General features: G+C 51.8%; 16 protein-coding genes. 7 read left to right on the top strand and 9 right to left on the bottom strand.

Features of this window, described 5'->3' with window-relative positions; translation table 11 throughout:
• Positions 1-179: 179 nt before the first annotated feature.
• The 5 genes from BEA93_RS20570 to BEA93_RS20550 all read left to right on the top strand — a co-directional run bounded on the left by BEA93_RS20570 (position 180) and on the right by BEA93_RS20550 (position 7,139).
• Positions 180-1,751, top strand: a complete 1,572-nt coding sequence (locus tag BEA93_RS20570) for an acyl CoA:acetate/3-ketoacid CoA transferase (RefSeq protein ID WP_000337274.1) — start codon at positions 180-182, stop codon at positions 1,749-1,751.
• A complete protein-coding gene (locus BEA93_RS20565) occupies positions 1,744-2,523 on the top strand; it encodes an enoyl-CoA hydratase/isomerase family protein (RefSeq protein ID WP_000064839.1) in 780 nt (259 codons plus the stop codon). Before BEA93_RS20570 ends, BEA93_RS20565 begins: the two co-directional genes overlap by 8 nt.
• Before the next feature lie 89 nt (positions 2,524-2,612).
• A complete protein-coding gene (locus tag BEA93_RS20560; RefSeq protein WP_016249467.1) occupies positions 2,613-4,013 on the top strand; it encodes an MFS transporter in 1,401 nt (466 codons plus the stop codon).
• Complete coding sequence (locus BEA93_RS20555; RefSeq protein ID WP_105225012.1) at positions 4,003-6,072, top strand: FAD-dependent oxidoreductase; 2,070 nt, start codon at positions 4,003-4,005, stop codon at positions 6,070-6,072. The genes BEA93_RS20560 and BEA93_RS20555 overlap by 11 nt, the downstream gene beginning before the upstream one ends.
• 83 nt (positions 6,073-6,155) lie before the next feature.
• Entirely contained in the window at positions 6,156-7,139 is a 984-nt protein-coding gene (locus tag BEA93_RS20550; RefSeq protein WP_000235536.1) for a quinone oxidoreductase, read from the top strand.
• 163 nt (positions 7,140-7,302) lie between these two features.
• Here BEA93_RS20550 and pspG read toward each other — a convergent pair whose 3' ends face one another.
• Both pspG and dusA read right to left on the bottom strand, forming a co-directional pair.
• The gene (gene pspG / locus BEA93_RS20545; RefSeq protein ID WP_000891405.1) at positions 7,303-7,545 is read right to left on the bottom strand and encodes an envelope stress response protein PspG; all 243 of its coding nucleotides are present in this window, start codon (positions 7,543-7,545) and stop codon (positions 7,303-7,305) included.
• 135 nt (positions 7,546-7,680) lie between these two features.
• Positions 7,681-8,676: a tRNA dihydrouridine(20/20a) synthase DusA gene (gene dusA, locus BEA93_RS20540; RefSeq protein WP_001272039.1), complete on the bottom strand. Its 996-nt coding sequence runs from the start codon at positions 8,674-8,676 to the stop codon at positions 7,681-7,683.
• Positions 8,677-8,829: 153 nt separating this feature from the next.
• Here dusA and zur point away from each other — a divergent pair, with 153 nt between their 5' ends.
• Positions 8,830-9,345, top strand: coding sequence for a zinc uptake transcriptional repressor Zur (gene zur / locus BEA93_RS20535; RefSeq protein ID WP_000416265.1), 516 nt, complete (start codon positions 8,830-8,832; stop codon positions 9,343-9,345).
• 41 nt (positions 9,346-9,386) lie between these two features.
• Here zur and BEA93_RS20530 read toward each other — a convergent pair whose 3' ends face one another.
• The 4 genes from BEA93_RS20530 to dgkA form a co-directional block, all read right to left on the bottom strand.
• Positions 9,387-9,596 carry a CsbD family protein gene (locus BEA93_RS20530; protein WP_001030602.1) on the bottom strand — a complete coding sequence of 70 codons (210 nt, stop codon included), beginning with the start codon at positions 9,594-9,596 and terminating at the stop codon, positions 9,387-9,389.
• A gap of 115 nt (positions 9,597-9,711) precedes the next feature.
• Entirely contained in the window at positions 9,712-11,037 is a 1,326-nt protein-coding gene (gene dinF / locus BEA93_RS20525) for an MATE family efflux transporter DinF (protein WP_001517569.1), read from the bottom strand.
• Between the two features lie 72 nt (positions 11,038-11,109).
• Positions 11,110-11,718 carry a transcriptional repressor LexA gene (gene lexA, locus BEA93_RS20520; RefSeq protein WP_000646076.1) on the bottom strand — a complete coding sequence of 203 codons (609 nt, stop codon included), beginning with the start codon at positions 11,716-11,718 and terminating at the stop codon, positions 11,110-11,112.
• Between the two features lie 109 nt (positions 11,719-11,827).
• Positions 11,828-12,196: a diacylglycerol kinase gene (dgkA, locus tag BEA93_RS20515; RefSeq protein WP_000002905.1), complete on the bottom strand. Its 369-nt coding sequence runs from the start codon at positions 12,194-12,196 to the stop codon at positions 11,828-11,830.
• A gap of 170 nt (positions 12,197-12,366) precedes the next feature.
• Here dgkA and plsB point away from each other — a divergent pair, with 170 nt between their 5' ends.
• Positions 12,367-14,790, top strand: a complete 2,424-nt coding sequence (gene plsB / locus BEA93_RS20510; protein WP_001517568.1) for a glycerol-3-phosphate 1-O-acyltransferase PlsB — start codon at positions 12,367-12,369, stop codon at positions 14,788-14,790.
• A gap of 212 nt (positions 14,791-15,002) precedes the next feature.
• On the opposite strand, the gene ubiA is transcribed toward plsB, so the two are convergent.
• The 3 genes from ubiA to malM form a co-directional block, all read right to left on the bottom strand.
• Complete coding sequence (ubiA, locus tag BEA93_RS20505) at positions 15,003-15,875, bottom strand: 4-hydroxybenzoate octaprenyltransferase (RefSeq protein ID WP_105225013.1); 873 nt, start codon at positions 15,873-15,875, stop codon at positions 15,003-15,005.
• 12 nt (positions 15,876-15,887) lie between these two features.
• Positions 15,888-16,385, bottom strand: a complete 498-nt coding sequence (ubiC, locus tag BEA93_RS20500) for a chorismate lyase (protein ID WP_000019214.1) — start codon at positions 16,383-16,385, stop codon at positions 15,888-15,890.
• A 178-nt stretch (positions 16,386-16,563) separates the two neighbouring features.
• Complete coding sequence (gene malM, locus BEA93_RS20490) at positions 16,564-17,484, bottom strand: maltose operon protein MalM (RefSeq protein ID WP_001517567.1); 921 nt, start codon at positions 17,482-17,484, stop codon at positions 16,564-16,566.
• Positions 17,485-17,690: the final 206 nt, after the last annotated feature.

Raw genomic sequence — 17,690 nt, 5'->3', positions numbered from 1 at the left:
CCGGGATCGCAGGAGATCGTCGTTTCGATCACAGATTCACACTTCGCTTATTGTTTTTTTTGCACACCAATCGTACAAATTACGCATAAATTAGATCGTTCCAATTAATTTATAATCACTATTACATTGTTATACATGCATATTTTTAATTATTTTTATATCGAAATAAGGAAATTATTATGTGCTCTGTACGCACGATCACTGCATCGGAAGCTGCAGATTTGATTGCTGATGGCGCAGTTGTCACCGTCTCCTCCTCCAGTGGAATGGGTTGCCCGGATGTCGTGCTGGCGGCAATAGGTGAACGCTTTCAACGTGCCGGACATCCGCAAAACATCACTACCATCCACCCTATCGCTGCAGGTGATATGTATGGCGTAAAAGGTGTCGATCATCTGGCGCAACCGGGCTTACTGGCAAAAGTGATCGCGGGCTCCTACCCCTCCGGGCCATCATCAATGACGCCTCCGTTAATCTGGCAAATGATCAATGACAACGCGATCCCCGCCTGGAATCTGCCTTCCGGGATCTTATTTGATATGCACCGGGAAGCCGCGGCTCATCGCCCTGGCGTGCTGACACAAACAGGTATGGATACTTATGTAGATCCCCTGTTGCAGGGCGGTGCAATGAATGAAAAAGCGGCGCAACAATCTCTGGTTGAACGTGTTCGATTTGCTAACGACGACTGGCTGTTTTTCCCCAGTATCGTGCCCCAGGTGGCTATCATTCGCGCTACTACTGCCGATGAACGCGGCAATCTGACTTATGAACATGAAGGGGCTTATCTTGGGCCACTGGAACAAGCCACCGCCGTTCGCAATAACGGTGGAATCGTAATTGCGCAAGTAAAACGGCAGGTTGCTGCCGGAAGCCTGAAACCAAAAGAGGTGCGTATTCCTGGTGTATTGGTGGATTACATCGTAATTGCACCGGAACAAACACAAACCACGCAAACGCAATACGAACCTGCTATTTCCGGCGAAATCAGTCGTCCGCTGTCAGACTTTAGTTATATGGAACATAGCCCGGCGCGGGTTATTGCCCAGCGAGTCGCGCAAGAACTACAACGTGGCGATGCGGTAAATATTGGCTTTGGTATTTCTGCCAACGTGCCGCGTATTTTGCTGGAACAAGGTCGCCACGGTGACGTCACCTGGCTGCTGGAACAAGGGGCGATTGGCGGAGTTCCACTGCTGGAATTTCAGTTCGGCTGCGCTTCTAATGCGGAAGCATTTTTGCCCTCTCCCCAGCAATTCACCTATTTCCAGGGCGGTGGCTTTGATCTCACTCTGATGTCATTTTTACAAATCGGCGCAGATGGCTCAGTAAACGTCTCGCATCTGCCCGCTCGTCCACATGTGACTGCCGGATGCGGTGGTTTTATTGATATCACTTCACATGCGAAGCGGATTATTTTCTCTGGCTTTTTCAATGCAGGTGCACAGCTACAACTGGAAGATGGCCAACTACGTATCATTAAAGAAGGCAAAGCCAAAAAACTGGTGCAAGAAGTCGCCCACGTGACGTTCTCTGGCAAACGCGCGATGGCGCGAGGTCAACAAGTGCAATACATCACTGAACGCTGCGTGTTGGAATTAACACCAGACGGGTTACTGGTCACGGAAATTGCCCCGGGTATTGAGCCTGAACGCGACATTCTCTCCCAAAGCGATGCCCCACTCCGTCTGGCAGACGATCTCAAGTTAATGAATCCCCTCTATTTTCAACAAGGAAGTGACCATGAGTAACGGCACCATTGACCTCCTGCGCAACGATTTCGTTGCCACACTGGTGATTAACCGCCCGGCGAAACTCAACGCATTAACTCCGGAGATGCTTGAACAGCTACTGACACATTGCCATACGCTGGAAACTGATTCGGAGATCCGCGTGGTACTACTGACCAGTGCCAGTGAAAAAGCATTTTGTGTCGGCGCGGATATTCATCGCTGGTCCTCTCTTTCTGCGCTCGATATGTGGCGCAACTGGATCCGTCGCGGTCATCAGGCATTTGACGCACTGGCACAACTGCCACAGCCCGTAATTGCTCTGATGCACGGCCTCGCCTATGGCGGTGGCCTGGAACTGGCTGCTACCGCCGATATCCGTATTTGTAGCGACGAAGCACGGATGGCGCTACCAGAAACCGGGCTGGCGACCGTGCCTGGCTGGTCAGGTACTCAGCGGCTGACGGCACTGATTGGGCGCTCACTGGTGAAAGAATTGATATTTACGGGCGAACCACTGGATGCGCAACGTGCACTGTCCTGCGGACTGGTAAATCGTGTTGTCGCCAGAGAAGCGTTACACGATGCCGGGCAGCAACTGGCACAACGTATCGCCCAGCGCGCTCCCATTGCTGTGCAGCTAGCCAAACAGGTTATTGATGCCGGTGAAGGTATTGCCGTGGCCTCAACGCTTGAAGCACTGGCTGGCGCTTTTTCCTCCACTACTCAAGATGCTCGTGAAGGCAGTCAGGCATTTGCCGAGAAGCGTCAACCGAACTTTAGCGCCCGATAACTTAACGTTTCATTTTGGATTTTAACAACAACGCAGAATCCCATTGATTTTGGGCGGATCTCTTTTATCCGTCTGAAAGGAGATACATCATGCAACCTACACAACTAGCTGAAAAAACGAATGTTTCATCAGCAGATCTGCGTCGCGCGGCGTGGACCTGCTCTCTCGGCAGCGCACTGGAATACTACGATTTCGCACTTTACAGCCTGGCCTCCGCCATTATTTTTGGGCCACTCTTTTTTCCTAATCAGGAACCGGGAATGGCGCTTATCGCCAGTTTTGGTACTTACTTTCTCGGGTTTGCCGTCAGACCGGTAGGCGGCATTCTCTTCGGCTCATTAGGTGATCGTCTGGGACGTAAATTTGTCCTGCTCGCAACGGTGTTGTTAATGGGGATCGCCAGCACGTTGATTGGGGTTTTACCCACCTACGAAACAGCAGGGATCTGGGCACCGATCATGCTTATCGCATTACGCCTGTTACAAGGGCTTGGCGCGGGTGCGGAACAGGCTGGAGCGGCTGTACTGATGACCGAATATGCCCCCAACGGCAAACGGGGTTATTACGCTGCGCTGCCGTTCCTTGGTATTCAGATTGGTACGTTTATGGCATCTGCCGTTTACTTCATCCTGCTCCACAATGTGACAAATCTTGCCGAAACCTGGTGGTGGCGTCTGCCCTTCCTCTCCAGCGTGGTGATTATCGCGGTGGCCATTTATATTCGTCTGCATCTTAAAGAGTCACCGTCATTCGCCAAACTTGAAGCTCGCCAACAAGTTACAGAATCACCTTTACGCAATTTGCTGAAAACGTCACGCCGCAACGTCTTCGTGGGGATTGGTTTGCGCCTGGCAGAAAACGGCGGCTCTTCGATTTATCAGGCTTTAGCTATTAGCTATATCGTTGGTGTGGTTGGGCTGGATAAATCGGTCGGCACACTGTGTCTAATGTCCGCGGTGGTGGTAGGCGCAATTATGGTGCCCGTTGCTGGTTGGCTGACAGACCGCTTCGGCAGGGTTATTGTCTATCGCAGCCTGGCAATTTTTCAGCTATTGATCACCTTTCCGGTATGGTGGTCTTTCAGCCACGGCAATGTTCCGGTCACGATTGTCTCTCTTTCTCTGGCGTTGGGTGTTGGGGCATGGGGGATGTTCGGCGCTCAGGGCGCTTTCCTGCCGGAATTGTTTGGTGCCCGCCATCGTTATATTGGCGTAGCACTGGCAAGGGAAGTTTCTGCAGTTATCGCGGGTGGGATCGCCCCGCTGGTTGGCTCAGCCATCATCTCCTGGGTAATTCACACCAACGATCCAAGCGGTATTGCCGCCTGGATGCCAATTGCGATTTACCTCAGTCTGTTGACCGTTGGCACGATCATTGCGACCTTTTTTGCGCCAGAAACACGCGATCGTGATCTTGATGATCTGGCCGATGCAAGCGTGATCACCGTCTCCCGACGCAATCAAACTACGGGGTCATACCATGACGCATAATGTCTCTGAATCCATTATCGATTCCCTGATAGACGTGAAAATGCCCCATTACGCACCGCTGGCTCAGACCAGCGGGTATATCGACCTCAACGGTTCACTATTGCCAGAGTACCTTTGCAACACTCTGGTTTTGGGAAGCGGTGCCGCCGGGTGGCGTGCCGCAGTTGAGCTCAAGCGACAGAATGTCGATGTGATGGTAGCCTCCAGCAAAGCCTTCTGGGGCACTTCCGCCTGTTCTGGTTCTGATAAACAAACGCTTCACACCGCCAATACTCGTGCAAATGGTGACCATTTTCTGGCATTAAGTGACTCTCTGGCGGCGGGTGGTTCGATGGATTATGACACTGCATATGTTGAGGCCGTCGGATCAGTGAACACCTGTGAAGTACTGAAATATCTGGGTCTGGATCTGCCAGAAGATCTCTTTGGCGCAACGTTGCGTTATCAAACCGATCACGATGAGTTTGGCCGCGCAACCAGTTGCGGCCCACGCACATCGCGCCTGATGGTTAAGGTGCTGGCTCAGGAGGCAATGCGCCTTAATATCCCTCTTTGCGATCACACAACAGCGATTCGTATCCTGACCAGTGATGAAGGAGAAAATAGACGAGTCGCAGGGGTGATCGCAATCGATAAAGCCTGTCGGGATAATCCCTGGCGAATGGTAGTGATTCGCTGCCAACATCTGGTTTTAGCCACGGGCGGGCCTGGTGAACTTTATCGTGACAGTGTCTATCCGGTGAACTGCTTTAGTGCGTTGGGCATGGCACTGGAAGCAGGTATAACCCTGGTGAATCTTACGGAAAGTCAGTTTGGTATCGGTACACCGCGCAGCCAGTTTCCGTGGAATCTTTCCGGTACTTACATGCAAGCAATGCCGCGCATCTACTCGCAGGACCACTCCGGACGTCAGTATAATTTTCTGGCAGCTTATTACCCCACGACTCGTATGCTGGCCTCCGCTATATTTCGCAAAGGTTACCAATGGCCGTTTCACGCGGAACGAATGCTGGACTATGGCTCCAGCCTGCTAGATGTCGCGGTATATGAGGAGACACAAAAAGGGCGCGATGTTTTCCTCGATTTTCTGCAGGAGCCGGCCCCCGCAGCGGACGGAACGCCATTCAACCTGCAGGAACTGGATGATGATGTCATCGGCTATCTGCAAGAAAATCACGCTCTGTTGGCGCAACCACTGGCGCGATTAACACAGATGAATCCACTGGCTCTTCGTTTGTATCAGATGCATGGTCATGACCTGACTGCCTCACCACTAAAATTTACGTTAAACAATCAACATCTTAATGGCGGAATTGATGTTGATATTTGGGGGCGTACCTCGCTAATTGGTTGTTATGCTGTCGGAGAAAATGCCGGAACACATGGTGTCACGCGCCCTGGTGGATCAGCGCTCAATGCCGGGCAAGTTTTCGCCCGCCGCTGTGCATTGCATATTGCTCATCAGAAAAGCCAAAACCTCCCTCTCGAGAGGCAACAAATTCTCAGTACGATTAACGAGGCGCAACAGTACCTGAATCAAGGACTGCTGCGCGACGACGTGCGAGAAGCGATACAAAATACCATGAGCCACCATGCCGCAATTTTGTGTCATACACAGGGGATCAACGCTGCCGCGCAAACCATAGCAACACTCTGTGAAGATATTCGCCGGGAAGGTATTCAAAGCGATGAAAACAGCCTCGCCCAATCTTTCCAGTGGCGGCAAAGTGCGCAACTGGCGCTGGCGGTACTGCGCTCTTTACAATGCTATATCGAAAACGGTGGAGGAAGTCGTGGTGCCAGAGCGATCTATGATGGTGAAGCCGGTATCGCACCGCAAACACCCGGTGGGCCACTCCTGACCTGGCGTTTTCGACCTGAAAATCAGGATGCCCGGCAATTTATGATTTGTGTTTGTCTGGATGCTAATAGTTACCAAACCTGGACTCGCCCGTGCCGTGAGCGAGGCGTATTAACGCTAACCAACTTTGAGCACCAGTGGCAAAACTGGATTTTGGCGACGCTGTTTCATACTGACCAGAGATATTCCGGGTTGTGACCGCAGACCGGAAAAAATCCCCGCGTGGCCTGGCGACTACTGTTAGGCTTAAAACAGATATGTCGCTCAGTAAAGGAGTTTAAATGGCAACGCGCATCGAATTTCACAAGCATGGTGGCCCGGAAGTACTGCAAGCCGTGGAGTTTACTCCTGCCGATCCAGCAGAGAATGAAATCCAGGTCGAAAATAAAGCGATTGGCATCAATTTTATCGACACGTATATCCGCAGCGGCCTTTATCCGCCGCCATCACTGCCCAGTGGATTAGGCACCGAAGCGGCTGGCATAGTAAGTAAAGTCGGCAGTAGTGTGAAACATATTAAAGCAGGCGATCGCGTGGTCTATGCGCAGGCGGCATTAGGGGCTTACAGTTCTGTGCATAACGTCAATGCTGATAAAGCAGCGATTCTGCCAGCAGCGATCTCTTTTGAGCAAGCTGCCGCCTCGTTCCTGAAAGGCTTAACGGTTTATTATCTGCTGCGTAAAACCTATGAAATCAAACCTGACGAGCAATTCCTGTTTCATGCCGCGGCGGGTGGTGTGGGCCTGATAGCCTGTCAGTGGGCGAAAGCCTTAGGGGCGAAACTTATTGGCACCGTGAGCACCGCGCAAAAAGCACAAAGTGCCATAAAAGCCGGGGCATGGCAGGTGATTAACTATCGCGACGAAAATCTGGTCGAGCGATTAAAAGAGATCACCGACGGCAAGAAAGTGCGCGTGGTATACGATTCCGTAGGCAAAGATACCTGGGAACGGTCGCTGGATTGTCTGCAACGTCGCGGTTTAATGGTCAGTTTTGGCAACTCATCAGGCGCGGTTACCGGTGTGAACTTAGGCATTCTCAATCAGAAAGGCTCGCTGTATGTGACGCGCCCTTCCTTGCAAGGCTATATCACCACGCGGGATGAGTTAACCGAAGCCAGTAATGAACTGTTTTCATTAATTGCCAGCGGCGTGATTAAGGTCGATGTCGCGGAGCAACAAAAATATCCGCTGAAGGATGCGCGGCGCGCGCATGAGATTCTGGAAAGCCGGGCAACGCAGGGTTCCAGTCTACTGATCCCATAAAGAAATTGGGCTTCCACCTGGGAAGCCCTTTCTTTTATAGTTCGGCTGTATGTAGGGTACAGCTCGATGAATTTGTTTGACGCGCAATAGTGACAGATTTGATTATCAATTCCTATTTTGTTCTAAGGATAAAACCTTAGGTTGTGATCATCCGCACAATCCCTTAGTAACGCCAGCGGTCATAGCGCTGATATTTCGGCACTTTTGGTGCTTTAATCGTCTTGATTACCCACACTACTGCAATCGCCAACAGCAGCCACGGCAACAACTTGATCATCAATGCCAGCATACCGCCGAGGAACATAATGGCCGTCGCCACAACCAGCGCGGCGATAATACCCAGCAACGAAACACCAGTGACCATCAACATGACAAAAAAGCCAATAACGAAAAGTAGTTCCAGCATGATGTTCTCCCAAAAATGAAATCTCTTGCTGCCATTACAAGAATCATGCCAAAAACTAATATATTGATTTATCAAAGAAAACGCCCCGCGACCGTGCGCAGGGCGTAGTGAATTTGACTACTTTATGGTGAAAAATTAACGCTTGTCCGCCACCAGTTTGAGCGCGTGTTCCAGCACGTTAATATCGGCACCTGCTTTATGGGCATTTTCACTTAAATAACGCCGCCACTGCCGCGCGCCAGGGATCCCCTGGAACAACCCCAACATATGGCGGGTGATATGACCGAGATACGTACCCTGGCTAAGCTCGCGTTCAATGTACGGATACATGGCTCGTACCACCGCCACCGGATCGGCATCGGTATCCGAGGAACCAAAAATCTCACGATCCACCGCCGCCAGAATGCCGGGGTTTTGATACGCCTCGCGCCCGACCATCACACCATCCATATGTTGCAAATGCGCTTTAGCCTCTTCCAGCGACTTAATACCACCGTTAATCGACATCGTCAGATGCGGGAAATCACGCTTCAGTTGATAGACGCGCGGGTAATCGAGCGGCGGGATTTCACGGTTTTCTTTCGGACTTAAACCAGAAAGCCAGGCTTTACGCGCGTGGATGATAAACATCTCGCATTCGCCTTTGCCGGAAACGGTGTTGATGAAATCACAGAGAAATTCATAACTGTCCTGATCATCAATGCCAATACGCGTTTTCACCGTCACCGGAATCGACACCACATCGCGCATCGCTTTCACGCAGTCGGCTACCAATTGCGCATTGCCCATCAGGCACGCGCCAAACATCCCGTTCTGCACCCGGTCAGATGGGCAGCCAACATTCAGGTTGATCTCATCGTATCCGCGCGCTTGTGCCAGCTTCGCACATTGCGCCAGCGCCGCCGGATCGCTTCCACCCAACTGCAACGCCACCGGATGCTCTTCTTCACTGTACGCCAGGTAATCACCTTTACCGTGAATAATCGCCCCGGTGGTCACCATTTCGGTATAGAGCAACGTATTGCGGGAAAGCAGACGCAGGAAATAGCGGCAGTGTCTGTCCGTCCAGTCGAGCATAGGAGCAATCGAGAAACGGTGTGCGGGATAAGCGGTTTGTGATTCTGCTGACATGGCGATTTTTTAAGCATCCGGTGAATTTGGGGCGCTACTATAGCATAACGAATATGCGATCAGGCAATGTGACAGCTATGTCCCCTGTTCTCGGCGTTTAAGTGAGAACTATGGTAAAGTAAGGACATTCTTAACCCCACTTTGAGGTGCCCAATGGAAAAGACCACAACGCAGGAGTTATTAGCGCAGGCTGAGAAACTCTGTGCGCAGCGAAATGTGCGCCTGACCCCGCAGCGCCTGGAAGTGTTGCGTTTGATGAGTCTGCAGGAAGGGGCAATCAGCGCCTACGATCTGCTTGATTTGCTGCGTGAAGCCGAGCCGCAAGCCAAGCCGCCAACGGTTTATCGCGCACTAGATTTTCTGCTTGAACAGGGTTTTGTACATAAGGTGGAATCCACCAACAGCTATGTGCTCTGCCATCTGTTCGATCAGCCAACTCATACCTCCGCAATGTTTATTTGCGATCGCTGCGGCGCAGTGAAAGAAGAGTGTGCGGAAGGTGTAGAAGACATCATGCATACACTGGCGGCAAAAATGGGTTTTGCCCTGCGGCATAATGTGATTGAAGCGCACGGATTATGTGCAGCGTGCGTGGAAGTAGAAGCGTGTCGCCATCATGATCAGTGCCAGCATGACCACTCTGTACAGGTGAAAAAGAAACCACGTTAAGAGGGCGTACGTCCTTGTACACATCGGGCAGGAGGGATTAATTACCAGCGGTAATCATGGCGTTTTTCCCAGCTATCAACCTCTTTCTCTGCCTGATCTTTCTGGTAACCGTAACGTTCCTGGATTTTACCCACTAACTGGTCACGTTTACCTTCAATGACCGTCATATCATCATCGGTCAGTTTTCCCCATTGCTCTTTCACTTTACCTTTGAACTGTTTCCAGTTACCGCCGACTTCGTCTTTATTCATATTCAAGTCCTCATCGTTAGGTGGTGAATGAGAGTACGCTCGCTTTTCTTCTGAACGTGGGATTAAGTGTAGTCAGGAATTTGGCTCAGGATTATTTATTCAGAATTTTTAACCATCACGTTTCAGCAAACCAGGTTCCATTGCGCCAATGACGCCGCCAGATAGCCGCCAGAGAAAGCCCGCGCAGAGCCAGAAAGACGGTTAATGCCAACCACAACCCATGATTACCCAACCACGGCAATGTGAGTAACGTAAGTGCAAAACCTGCCGCTGCCACTGCCATGCTGTTTCGCATTTCGGCGGCGCGCGTTGCGCCAATAAACATGCCATCCAGCAGATAACACCAGACTCCCACCAGCGGCAAAATGACCTGCCAGATAAGGTAACGATCGGCCAGATTCTGAATTTGGGTTAACGAGGTCAGCAACGCGATAATGTGTTCCCCTGCCAGCAGATAAACTACAGAAAACAACAGTGCCACGACACCTGACTGGCGGCACGCTGCGCGCCAGATATCCAGCAATTGACTACCGTCACGCGCGCCATACGCCTGACCAGAATGCGCTTCAACGGCGTAGGCAAAGCCATCCAACGCATAGGCGGTGAAGGTGAGTAACGTCATCAGAACCGCGTTAACAGCGATAATATCGCTCCCCAGCCGCGCGCCAATAACCGTTATTGCGCCAAAGCAGAGTTGCAACAGCAATGAGCGAAGCATGATGTCGCGGTTAAGCGCCAGTAAGCGACGGAAATTTCCTCGCCAGGCTGTTTTCAGCATTTCGCCGGAGATACCGCGCAGTTTGAGGATTTTACGTACCATGAGCAGACCAATCAGCAACGTCGCATATTCTGCAACAACCGTCGCCAGCGCTGCGCCCTGCACGTTCATATGCAGTCCCATCACCAGCCAGATATCCAGCACAATGTTGAGGATATTGCCAACCACTAACAAAATCACTGGCGCACGGGCATATTGCACACCGAGCAACCAGCCAAGCAGCACCAGATTCGCCAGCGACGCCGGGGCGCTTAGCCAACGGATTTCAAGAAAGCGCCGCGCCTGTTCCAGCACTGCTTCGCTACCGCCAACAATATGCAGCGCCAGATCGATAATCGGCGTACGCAGTAGAGCAATCAACGCCCCAGCCCCCAACGCCAACAGCAACGGCTGCACCAGCGCCCGCGCTAATGCCTGAGGATTTTGAGCACCAAAAGCCTGTGCAGTAAGCCCGGTAGTACTCATACGCAAAAACAGCAACAGCATAAAGAGAAAGCTGGTCGCCGTTGCACCAACCGCCACGCCGCCCAGATAAACCGGACTATCAAGATGACCAATAACCGCCGTATCAACCAACCCCAGCAAGGGAACGGTAATATTGGAGAAGATCATGGGTAAGGCGAGATGCCAGAGCGCTTTATCAGATGAAGTGAGGAATGCCATGCCGACAAGCCTGATGAAGAGAGATGAAAAACAAACCGCGACGCCAGGCGGCATCGCGGTATCAGAGATATATTACAGCCAGTCACCGTTGCGAATAACCCCAACTGCCAGCCCTTCAATAGTGAAGCTCTGCTGACGAAGGTCAACGACAATCGGTTTAAACTCACTGTTTTCTGGCAGCAGTTCGACTTTATTACCCTGCTTTTTCAGACGTTTAACGGTAACTTCGTCATCAATACGCGCGACAACGACCTGACCATTACGTACATCCTGGGTTTTATGCACTGCCAGCAGATCGCCATCCATAATGCCGATATCTTTCATCGACATCCCGCTGACGCGCAGCAGGAAATCGGCATTCGGTTTGAACAGGGAAGGATCGACCTGATAATGACCTTCAATATGCTGTTGCGCCAGAAGCGGTTCACCAGCAGCCACACGGCCTACCAGCGGCAGCCCTTCTTCCTCTTCATGCAACAGACGGATCCCGCGCGATGCGCCGGAAACAATTTCAATAACGCCTTTGCGTGCCAGCGCCTTCAGATGTTCTTCAGCCGCATTTGGGGAACGGAACCCCAAACGCTGCGCGATTTCCGCACGCGTCGGCGGCATACCTGTCTGGCTGATGTGATCACGAATGAGATCAAACACCTCTTGCTGCCTGGCCGTTAACGCTTTCATTCCGCCCCCTGGGTGTATATACAGTTATGCTGTGAGTATATACAGCAAAAGGTGATTTTGGAACCATAAACTGCACAATAAACCAGAGATTTATCGAATTCTGGAAGGGTTATCCAAAATGCGACCATAACAGGATGCACCAGGTAATCACTGCGACGATAATCGCGATCAACACCGCCGCGGACCCCATATCTTTCGCTCGCCCGGAAAGCTCATGGTATTCGGAGCCAATACGGTCAACTACGGCCTCGATGGCGCTATTGAGAATTTCTACGATCATGACCAACATGACGGAGCTAATAAGCAGTACGCGGGTTATCGCGTCCACATCCAGCCAGCAGGCGATGATCACCGCCAACAATACCGCAACGCCTTCCTGACGGAATGCCGCTTCGTTGATCCATGCTGCGCGTAACCCTTTCCAGGAATAGCCAGCAGCTTTGATAATTCGAGTGAATCCAGTGGTATTATTGGCCATTGAAAGAACCTTTTTACATTATGAGCGTCAATATCAGTGTACCGTTAAATCCGATGACTCGGGTTTGCATAACGCCGCGCGAAACATGAGCGGATACCACAGAATTTCCCATGACTTTCTGCTATCCTTGCCGCGCATTTGCATTATTAACCAGAGGCTTTACATCGTTTATGTCCGGCTGGCCACGAATTTACTACAAATTACTGAATTTACCATTAAGCATCCTGGTAAAAAGCAAGTCTATTCCGGCAGATCCTGCCCCGGAACTGGGACTCGATACCTCTCGTCCAATTATGTACGTTTTACCGTACAACTCAAAAGCGGATTTGCTGACGTTGCGCGCCCAGTGTCTGGCACATGATCTGCCCGACCCATTAGAGCCGCTGGAGATCGACGGCACGCTGCTGCCACGCTATGTGTTTATTCACGGCGGGCCGCGTGTTTTCACCTATTACACGCCAAAAGAAGAATCCATTAAGCTGTTCCACGATTATCTCGACCTGCACCGCAGCAACCCGAATCTGGATGTGCAGATGGTGCCGGTATCGGTGATGTTTGGTCGTGCGCCGGGGCGCGAAAAAGGCGAAGTAAACCCACCGTTGCGTATACTCAACGGCGTGCAGAAATTTTTCGCCGTACTGTGGCTTGGTCGCGACAGTTTTGTGCGTTTCTCGCCGTCAGTTTCGCTGCGTCGCATGGCTGATGAACACGGCACGGATAAAATTATCGCCCAGAAACTGGCGCGCGTGGCACGTATGCACTTTGCCCGCCAGCGCCTTGCTGCCGTGGGTCCACGCCTGCCTGCCCGTCAGGACTTGTTCAATAAGCTACTTGCCTCCCGCGCCATTGCCAAAGCGGTAGAAGATGAAGCCCGCAGCAAAAAAATCTCCCATGAAAAAGCGCAGCAAAACGCTATTGCGCTGATGGAAGAGATTGCGGCGAACTTCTCTTACGAGATGATCCGCCTGACTGACCGTATTCTGGGCTTCACCTGGAACCGGCTTTATCAGGGCATCAACGTCCATAACGCCGAGCGCGTTCGCCAGTTGGCCCACGACGGTCATGAGCTGGTATATGTGCCTTGCCATCGCAGTCACATGGACTACCTGCTGCTCTCTTACGTGCTTTATCACCAGGGGCTGGTGCCGCCGCATATCGCCGCTGGGATCAACCTGAACTTCTGGCCTGCCGGGCCGATTTTCCGCCGTCTGGGTGCGTTCTTTATTCGCCGTACGTTTAAAGGCAATAAACTCTACTCCACAGTTTTCCGCGAATATCTCGGTGAACTGTTCAGCCGTGGTTATTCCGTTGAGTACTTTGTGGAGGGTGGGCGTTCGCGAACGGGGCGTCTGCTTGATCCAAAAACCGGCACCCTGTCGATGACCATTCAGGCGATGCTGCGTGGCGGTACACGCCCGATTACGCTGATTCCGATCTACATCGGTTATGAGCACGTCATGGAAGTGGGGACTTACGCCAAAGAACTGCGCGGCGCGACGAAAGAGAAAGAGAGCCTGCCACAGATGCTGCGCGGCTTAAGCAAACTGCGTAATCTTGGACAGGGCTATGTCAACTTCGGTGAACCAATGCCGTTGATGACCTATCTCAACCAGCATGTGCCGGACTGGCGCGAATCAATCGACCCCATCGAAGCGGTGCGTCCAGCCTGGTTAACGCCGACGGTGAATAACATTGCCGCCGATCTGATGGTACGCATTAACAACGCAGGGGCGGCAAACGCCATGAACCTGTGCTGTACTGCGCTTCTGGCGTCACGTCAGCGCTCACTCACCCGCGAGCAGTTAACCGAGCAACTCAACTGTTATCTCGATTTGATGCGCAACGTGCCTTACTCCGCGGATTCAACGGTGCCTTCAGCCAGCGCCAGTGAGCTTATCGATCACGCGCTGCAGATGAACAAGTTTGAAGTCGAGAAAGACACCATCGGTGACATCATCATTCTGCCGCGTGAGCAAGCGGTGCTGATGACCTACTATCGCAACAATATTGCGCATATGTTGGTTCTGCCTTCACTGATGGCGGCAATTGTAACGCAGCATCGCCACATCTCCCGCGACGTATTGATGGAGCACGTTAACGTGCTGTATCCAATGCTGAAAGCAGAGCTGTTCTTGCGCTGGGATCGCGACGAATTACCGGGTGTGATTGATGCGCTGGCGAATGAGATGCAACGTCAGGGGCTGATTACGCTGCAAGATGATGAATTGCATATCAACCCGGCGCATTCCCGCACGCTTCAGTTGCTTGCCGCAGGTGCGCGCGAAACGCTGCAACGTTATGCCATCACTTTCTGGCTGCTGAGCGCCAACCCGTCAATCAACCGCGGTACGCTGGAAAAAGAGAGCCGCACCGTGGCACAACGTCTCTCTGTGCTACACGGCATCAACGCACCGGAGTTCTTCGACAAAGCGGTGTTCAGTTCTCTGGTGCTGACGCTGCGTGATGAAGGGTATATCAGCGACAGCGGCGACGCCGAACCGGCAGAGACGATGAAGGTGTACCAGTTGCTGGCGGAGTTGATTACATCCGATGTGCGTTTGACGATTGAGAGTGCGACGCAGGGCGAAGGGTAATTGGTGAGCGTTGCCGGATGCGGCGAAACCGCCTTATCTGGCCTACCATGACCTGCAAATTAAATAAATTGCGATGTGTTATGTAGAGCTGATAAGCGCAGCGCATCAGGCAGCTTTTCACAGAAAAAAGCCGGATAATGGACTTCACCCCAAAAGTTGGACACCCAACTGATTAAGGTGCAGTCCATAATCATCCGACTTTTTTTACATCATCAGAAATGCCAGTAACTCATTGCCAGCCCTAAAAATAGTACCAGGCCAACATAGTTATTATTCATAAACGCTTTAAAGCAGGCTTCACGCTCGCGGTTGGCAATCAGTTTTTGTTGATAAACAAACAGCGCGCCCGCTACCAGAATTGACCAGTAATATCCCCAGCCTAAGCCATTTAACTCGCCAATAATCGCCATCAGTACCAGTACGCCGACCTGCAAAATGCCGATAATCAACTTATCGTATTGACCAAACAAGATTGCCGTGGACTTAATGCCAATCTTTACGTCGTCGTCACGGTCAACCATCGCGTACTGAGTATCGTAAACCACCGCCCAGAGAATATTGGCGAGGAACATCAGCCAGCAGCTTAACGGTACTGACTCACTCACTGCGGCAAAAGCCATTGGAATCGACCAGCCAAACGCCGCGCCCAGCACCACTTGCGGTAGATGGGTATAACGTTTCATAAATGGGTAAACCCATGCCAGCACCAGCGCAGCAATCGACAACAGAATGGTCATCGTATTCAGCGTCAGCACCAGTAAGAACGAAATTAGCACCAGCACCACAAACAGTGTGCGCGCCTCTTTCTCAGTCACCGCGCCACTGGGAAGCGGTCGGTTTGCCGTGCGCTTAACATGACCGTCAAACTTACGGTCAGCATAGTCATTCACTACACAACCGGCGGCGCGCATTAGCCAGACGCCAGCAACAAACACCGCCAGGATCCAGAGCTGGGGAACACCTGGTGTCGCCACCCATAGCGCCCACAAAGTTGGCCAGAGCAGCAGTAACGCGCCAATTGGCTTATCCGTACGCATTAAGCGGTGAAACGCCAGCAGCTTATTTTGCGTCAGACTCCACTCCATATTTTTTTCCTCTTAGTACAACGGTGATGCCGGTAAAAACAGTTCGGTCAGCAGCAGCGGCTTACCGCTTAATCGCAGGCGGGAACGTCGTCCCCACAGTCCGGCATCACGGCCTATCTCAATAAAGTCCCGGGTTAATGTCGATGATGTGAACAGATAGCGTCCTAACGGCGTTTTACCCAATTTTTGTAACGCCAGCTCAGGGCCACTTAACGTTGACACAGGAACGACGGTACGCCCGGCAAGCCAGGGTTCACCATCAGCACATAACAAAATTTCACGTAACCAGTAACGAGACTCTTTCGGCAGCAGCGGCAATTCTTCGGGGATTTCATTCTGCTCGACAAACCCTTCGCGGATCATCGTCACACTCACCGTTTTTCCCTGCTGTTCAAAACGTTTGGTCATGGAATCTTCCAGCAACAACCAATCGAGCAGTTGCGGTTCCAGCGCAGGGATCTCTGCAAAATAGCGCAGCGCACGCAGTTGCGTTAACGCGGGGTGTGACATGCCGAACTCTCCGTTACATAACGTAAAGGCATTGTATCGCAGAAAAGCGTTAACGGGAGATGTAAAGCATATTAAGTGATCTAATACGCAACAATAACGCAACAATCACCAAGGGAGAGAAAAAAAGGTGCATCAGAAGACGCACCAGTTGTTGCAAAATCAGCACTGTGGGGCGTAATTACCCCTTGCCTTTTACACTGCTGATAAAGGTGGAACGGGCAGATGTCGATCCCAGACGTTCAGCTTCATCAAGCAGTTTTAACGCCTTATCAACATCACCTTTCGCGACAGCGTTTTTGATCGCGGTATTAAAATAACTTTCCGTGTCGTTGAGCATAGGTTCGCTTTTCTTCGCTGACACTGGAGCAGGCGCAGCTACGGCTGGCGCTGCCGTGTTGCCTACCGTAACCGGAGCAGGAGCGGAAGAACCAAACAGCGGCCCTACCAACACGCTGGAGCTGGAGTTGGTCTTCACTTTCAGCTTCAGCAAGCCATCAGTGGTATGACGGGCAACCGGATCTGGAATATCCGGCACCGAGTTACCAACGCCTTTGGCATAGGCTTTTGCCGGGTCGAGCAGTTGGGTCGTCTGCTGGAGATCTTTTTCAGTGGTAAAGACCAGAACATAAAGTTTTTGCTGCCCCAGTGCTGGCGTCAGGCGCATAACCCCTTCCAGGCGATCGGCACTCATGACGCCGGGTTCCTGATAGGTGAAATAACTGCTGGGGAAGAAGGCCGATGGCGTCATGTTTTGATCAAGAATCAGCACATTCGGCGCAAATACGCTGGTTTGTTTGTTCACTTCACTGGTCAGCGTCAGAGTAAGCTCGCCAATATTGGCCGGAACGCTGTATGCGGCAACCGGGCCACTGATACCAGGGATGTTCAGTTGTTGGCCGCCGGTCGCCAGTTGGGTCGTCTGAGTCTTAGATTGGTCGACCGGTGTCCAGGTTAATTGTTGCAGCGCGGCAGATGGAATGGCTGGCGCGTCGCTGGTGTTTTGCGGTACGTAGTTGACGTTGGCCAGGCTGATTCCAGGCGCACTCGCCAGCACCCCTGCTGATAAACAGAGGGCGATGAGACTTTTATTCATTTTCATTGTTTTCACCTCAAAATCTGGAGTTCAGCGGTGGCCAGGCAATAGCGCGCTAAACCCGATAAACAGAGGGGCTTACGCCCTTTATAGATAATGACAACCTGTTTTTATGCCGGATGCGGTGCAAGCACCTTATCCGGCCTACATTCGGCTGCGGTTGTAGGCCTGATAAGACGCGACAGCGTCGCATCAGGCGTTGGTTGCCGGAT

Source organism: Escherichia sp. MOD1-EC5950 (assembly GCF_002965345.1).
Lineage (GTDB): Bacteria > Pseudomonadota > Gammaproteobacteria > Enterobacterales > Enterobacteriaceae > Escherichia > Escherichia marmotae.
This window is presented reverse-complemented; position numbering and strand designations above follow the sequence as displayed.